Annotated in this window: 6 protein-coding genes; 2 read left to right on the plus strand and 4 right to left on the minus strand. The window is 63.2% G+C overall.

Translation table 11 applies throughout. From position 1 onward, the window contains the following. Window positions 1–288: DUF423 domain-containing protein (locus B1A78_RS20225; protein WP_077148681.1), on the minus strand; the 288-nt coding region annotated here is incomplete at its 3' end. A gap of 93 nt (window positions 289–381) precedes the next feature. Here B1A78_RS20225 and rimO point away from each other — a divergent pair. Continuing rightward, window positions 382–1,761, plus strand: a complete 1,380-nt coding sequence (gene rimO, locus B1A78_RS20230) for a 30S ribosomal protein S12 methylthiotransferase RimO (protein WP_077148676.1) — start codon at window positions 382–384, stop codon at window positions 1,759–1,761. A gap of 25 nt (window positions 1,762–1,786) precedes the next feature. Here rimO and B1A78_RS20235 read toward each other — a convergent pair whose 3' ends face one another. The 3 genes from B1A78_RS20235 to B1A78_RS20245 all read right to left on the minus strand — a co-directional run bounded on the left by B1A78_RS20235 (window position 1,787) and on the right by B1A78_RS20245 (window position 3,482). Continuing rightward, window positions 1,787–2,626: a response regulator gene (locus B1A78_RS20235; RefSeq protein WP_077148677.1), complete on the minus strand. Its 840-nt coding sequence runs from the start codon at window positions 2,624–2,626 to the stop codon at window positions 1,787–1,789. Window positions 2,627–2,787: 161 nt separating this feature from the next. Further along, window positions 2,788–3,072 (minus strand): hypothetical protein, encoded by a 285-nt coding sequence (locus B1A78_RS20240; protein ID WP_077148678.1) that lies wholly within the window; start codon window positions 3,070–3,072, stop codon window positions 2,788–2,790. Then, entirely contained in the window at window positions 3,069–3,482 is a 414-nt protein-coding gene (locus B1A78_RS20245) for a hypothetical protein (protein WP_077148679.1), read from the minus strand. The genes B1A78_RS20240 and B1A78_RS20245 overlap by 4 nt, the downstream gene beginning before the upstream one ends. Window positions 3,483–3,752: 270 nt before the next feature. Here B1A78_RS20245 and B1A78_RS20250 point away from each other — a divergent pair. Beyond that, on the plus strand, window positions 3,753–5,141 hold a 1,389-nt coding region (locus tag B1A78_RS20250), incomplete at its 3' end, for a tyrosinase family protein (protein ID WP_077148680.1).

The raw sequence follows: 5,141 nt of genomic DNA on the forward strand, positions 1-5,141 counted from the left end.
GATCAGCAAGGTCCCGCCGATCGGCGTCACCGCGCCCAGCCATTTCGGCGCGCCGAGCGCCATCGCATAGAGCGTCACGGCAAAGATCGCCCCGCCCGCGAGCAGCAGCATCGCGGGTCCGCGCGCGACGCCCATGATCGCCAGCGCCGCGACCGCGTGGATCAGCTGGTACAGCCCGCCGGTGCGCAGCCATTCGGCCTGTTGCGGTCCCGCCGCGCCATGCGCGCCGAACGCCCCCGCCGCGACCGCCAAAGCCGCCGAAAGCGCCGCCAGCAACCCTATCGCCATATCTCACCTCGCATCCTTGATCGTGCCGCCCCGCATGGCGCCATGCGCCGCGCGTGACAAGCGCGATAAAATCGACTATGCGCGCCGCCAATCATGGCAACCAAAACCCTCCCCACCCAGCCGAAGGTCGGCATGGTCTCGCTCGGCTGTCCGAAAGCGCTCGTCGACAGCGAACGGATTCTGACCAAGCTGCGCGCCGACGGCTATGGCCTTTCGCCCGACTATGCCGGCGCCGACGTCGTGCTCGTCAACACCTGCGGCTTCCTCGACAGCGCCAAGGAAGAAAGCCTCGAGGCGATCGGCGAGGCGATGGCCGAGAATGGCCGCGTCATCGTCACCGGTTGCATGGGCAATGAGGCAGAAGTCATTCGCGCGCGCTTCCCCAACGTCCTCGCGGTCACCGGCGCGCATCAGTATGAGCAGGTCGTCGATGCGGTCCACGACGCCGCACCGCCGACGCAGGGCCCGTTCATCGACCTCGTGCCCGAGGGCGGGCTGAAACTGACGCCGCGGCACTATAGCTATCTCAAGATCTCCGAAGGCTGCAACCACAGCTGCTCCTTCTGCATCATTCCCGATCTGCGCGGCAAACTCGTCTCGCGGCGCATCGACGCGGTGCTGCGCGAGGCCGAAAAGCTTGTCGCCGCGGGGACGAAGGAATTGCTCGTCATCAGCCAGGATACCTCGGCTTATGGCGTCGACACCCGCCACGATCCGCGCCAGTGGAAGGGCCGCGAAGTCCGCGCGCACATGACCGACCTAGCGCGCGAACTCGGCCGGCTGCGCACCAGCGAAGACAAGGCCCCCTGGGTTCGCCTCCACTATGTCTATCCCTACCCCCATGTCGACGCGGTGATCCCGCTGATGGCCGAGGGCCTGCTGACGCCTTATCTCGACATTCCCTTCCAGCACGCGGCACCGAGCGTCCTCAAGCGCATGAAGCGCCCCGCGAACGAGGCAAAGGTGCTCGAACGGCTCAAAAACTGGCGCAACATCGCACCCGACATCGCGATCCGCTCGAGCTTTGTCGTTGGCTTCCCCGGCGAAACCGAGGCCGACTTTCAGTATCTCCTCGACTGGCTGGACGAAGCCCAACTAGACCGCGTCGGCGCCTTTCGCTTCGAACCCGTCGCGGGCGCGCAAGCCAATGCCCTCGACGACCAGGTCCCCGAAGAGGTCAAGGAAGAACGCTACCAGCGCATCATGGCGAAGACCGCCGCGATCAGCGCCGCCAAGCTCGAAGCCAAGATCGGCCGCACTCTGCCGGTGATCATCGACGAAGTCGGCGAAGCCGACGAGGACGGAAGCATCGGGGCAACGGGACGCAGCCAAGCCGACGCGCCCGAAATCGACGGCCATGTCTATCTGCGAGACGTCGCCGCGACGCTCAACGCCGGCGATATCGTCGATGTCGAAATCGAGGACGCCGACGAGCATGATCTGTTCGGGGTAGTCGCGTCGTCAGAAGGCTAGAAGATATGCCGCCCCTGGCCCGAGCTTACACGCTCAGGCCCAGATAGGCGGCGATGGCTGCTGCAAGCGTCGCTCCGGCGGCGTCACCAGTCACCCTCGCCGCTCCGGCTCCAACAAAGCCGAACGCCTTGCCCAGCCACGACCGGGTTTCACTTCCGATGCCTGCTGTCGTTTCGGTCGATTTATCCCGGTCGAGGGCATCCGTAAGCTGGGATATCTGAGCGGCCGAAATCCCCAATTCCGTGAGGGTGCGATTGAGGGTTTCGCGATCCCCTTTCAATACCGCAACGTCGGTTCTTCTCGCGCGCACTTGCTCGAAATAATCGATGCCGTCGCCCGGTCGCGCGTCACTGCCACGCTCGGGAAGAATATAGGAATCCTCGCCATAGCGGGACATTCTCTTGTTCACCCGCTCGACGTCCAAGCTATTGTCATGCTTGAATTTCATGACGTTGTCGTCGGACAATCGCTTCCTCTTGTGGATCACATTCGCCATCGACCGGTCGATTTTCTCGACCAGGCTCTTCAGATGTATGGGCTTTGTTACAACGATGGCGTTGGGAACTTTTTCCTCCGCACGGGAAACGGCGGCGGAGAATCCGGTGATGAATAGGATGTTGAAGATATTCCGGGCGCTGGCCGAAATGGCCTGGCAAAATTCGACGCCATCCATCGACGGCATGACGATATCCGATGCGACGACATGGATATGGTCGCCGGCCATATTGAAGGTCGCCAGACCCTGCAAACCGTTGGCTGCCGTATAGACATCATACCCACAACGCCGGATCGCACGGTCGAGATATTCTCGCATCACATCGTCGTCTTCGACGATCAGAACCGCGGGCCGATTGGGGCGTCTCATTATGTCGCGAAAGCCCCGCCTGCTGGATCGGACCGATCTGAACGAGCCGAAGGATTAGCTTCAACGCCTGAGGCAAGCAAGAAGGCACAAGTTCGAGCAGCAGGAGTGCGCATCCTTGTCGTCTCGTCGCCCACCGTCAGAAGCGGGACTATCGATGCCCGTCAGACCGCCGCCTTGCGCGTCTCGCGCAGCGCGGTGGGGCATGTCGCGTGGCAGGGCGCCTGATCGTGGCGCCCCGGTTCGTCACGCGGCTCGCCCACTGGCAGCAGCATCACCACATAGCCGTCCTGCGCGCCCGAACAGACGCGCACGAGCAGCCCGCCCGGTTCCGCGGCCGTCGGCGCGATGGTCGCCGCGAGCATCGCCAGCGCCGGGATCAGACGCAGCAGGCTGCGGCGGCGCGGCGCCCCCTCCTCCTCATCGTCGCGGACATCGACCTGCGTCATTTCGCCGCCGCCTGCCGCACCGCGATGAACGAGGCCGTCACGCCGGCGGGTGATTTCGGGCCGTGCGCGAGCACCCGGACGACGGTGCCGAGCAGCGACGGCACCTGGTCGATGCCGTCGGGCCAATCATAGCCCGGTCCGCCATGATAGTCGTAGCGCCATCCCTCGGTTGCGGTGCCCGCGATACCGAGGCCGATCAGCGCAAAGCCGCCCTCGGCCTTCTCCTCGCCGCTGATCGTCAGCGCATAGCCCGCGCCCATGTCGAGCCGGCCGCCGACCGCGCCGTCACTATCGACCGTGAAATCGAAAACGCCCTCGCCAAAGATCAGCGCGAGCGCTGCCTGCGCGTCGCTACCGACCAGCGCCGGGGTATTGACGAAGCTGCGATAGGTCCATTGGCCGGCCAACATCAAAAGGCTCCCGCAGCAGTGTGGCAGCGCCTCCATCGGGCGGCCGATGAAACATGATAGCGCAAAAGGGCATCGATCAAAAGTAATGATTAAGTGTCATTATTTGGTCATTTGCTAGACATTCATGGTAAACACTTTGGAAATCAAAGTATCTGTCAGCACCAAGTTGATTTCATCGCGAATCAACCTAATCTTCTGCAGATTGCGAATCGGGGACGCAAGAAAGCCTGCCGAAATAGCCATTGGCCCAACCCCGTCGGGAGAAGCATCGTGCAACAGACGGCTCCGAATATCCGCTATTCCATCTCCGACCTGCAAAAAGAATATGACAATGGCAACAAGGCGCCGCTCGAAAACCTGATGCGCGCGTGGAAGGGGATCAAGGAACTCGATCCGCAGGACCCCCGCTCCTTTTTCAATCTCGGCGGCTTTCATGGCGAGCCTTTTCGCGGGCCGGGCACGACCGATCCCGCCTGGTGGGGCGGCTATTGCCAGCATGGGACCGTGCTGTTCCCGACCTGGCATCGCGCCTATCTGCACCAGCTCGAAAAGGCGCTGCAGAGCATCGCGGGATGCGAGAGCGTCACCCTGCCCTTCTGGGACGAATGCAGCGACGATTCGCGGCTGAACGGCATTCCCCGCGCGCTGACCGACGAATTTTTCACCCTCGACGGCGAACAGATCGCCAATCCGCTGCGCTCCTTCGTGCTGCCGGTTGCGATCGAGGATCGGGTGTCGAACGACGGTTCGCTCTACAGCAAGCCGCTGGGCTATGAGACCGTTCGCTTCCCGCTGTCGGGACTGGTCGGGACCCCTGCGGACCAGGCCGCGACCGCGGCGCATAATGCGCAGTTCAGCAATTATGCCGACGCGGTGAAGCTGCTCGACATCAACATCTCGACCTGGCTCAACTTCGCTTTCGAGATCGACGGCCGCCCGCGCGGCGAGATCTATTCCAAATTCGTCGCCTGCCTCGACGCGCCCAATTACACGCTCTTCTCGAACACCACCTCGATGGGCGCCTGGAACAAGGCCAACCCGACGAACAAGGTCATGGCGCTGGAATCCCCCCATAATTTCATGCACCTCGCGGTCGGCGGCTACGACGTGCAGAACAACCCCAACCCCGACAACAATGCCGACAGCTCGCTGATCGCCGGCGCCAATGGCGACATGGGGGAGAATGATACGGCGGCGCTCGACCCGATCTTCTTCTTCCACCACTGCTTCATCGACTATGCCTTCTGGACCTGGCAGCGCCGCAACGGCTTCCAGACCGAATTCACCATCGATTCGAGCGATCCGGGCGCCAATTACAGCAGTGGTCCGCCGCCCGCCGGCGCCAACCCCGACGACATATTGTCGCTCGACACCCCGCTCGAGCCCTTCATCCAGCCCGACGGCTCGGGCTATTACACTTCGGCCGGTTGCATCGATATCGAGGGTCAACTCGGCTACAGCTACGGCCCCGGCTCGCTCGACAGCTATGCGACGCGCGCCGCGCCGACCCTGCTCGCAGCGGTCGCCGGCGCGCCGGGCCGCACCGTGCGGGTCGACGGCATCGACCGCTCGAAAATCCGCGGCTCCTTCATCATCGAGGCCTATGCAGAGGTCGACGGCGAACTGAAATCGCTCGGCCACGAACCCGTGCTCAGCCGC

The sequence above is a fragment of the Sphingopyxis sp. KK2 genome (assembly GCF_001990265.1).
Taxonomy (GTDB): domain Bacteria; phylum Pseudomonadota; class Alphaproteobacteria; order Sphingomonadales; family Sphingomonadaceae; genus Sphingopyxis.

Bases quoted from the DNA above. Each gene is read 5' to 3' on its own strand.
- rimO (WP_077148676.1), top strand. From the start codon at position 382: ATGGCAACCAAAACCCTCCCCACCCAGCCGAAGGTCGGCATGGTCTCG.
- B1A78_RS20235 (WP_077148677.1), bottom strand. From the start codon at position 2,626: ATGAGACGCCCCAATCGGCCCGCGGTTCTGATCGTCGAAGACGACGAT.
- B1A78_RS20240 (WP_077148678.1), bottom strand. From the start codon at position 3,072: ATGACGCAGGTCGATGTCCGCGACGATGAGGAGGAGGGGGCGCCGCGC.
- B1A78_RS20245 (WP_077148679.1), bottom strand. From the start codon at position 3,482: ATGTTGGCCGGCCAATGGACCTATCGCAGCTTCGTCAATACCCCGGCG.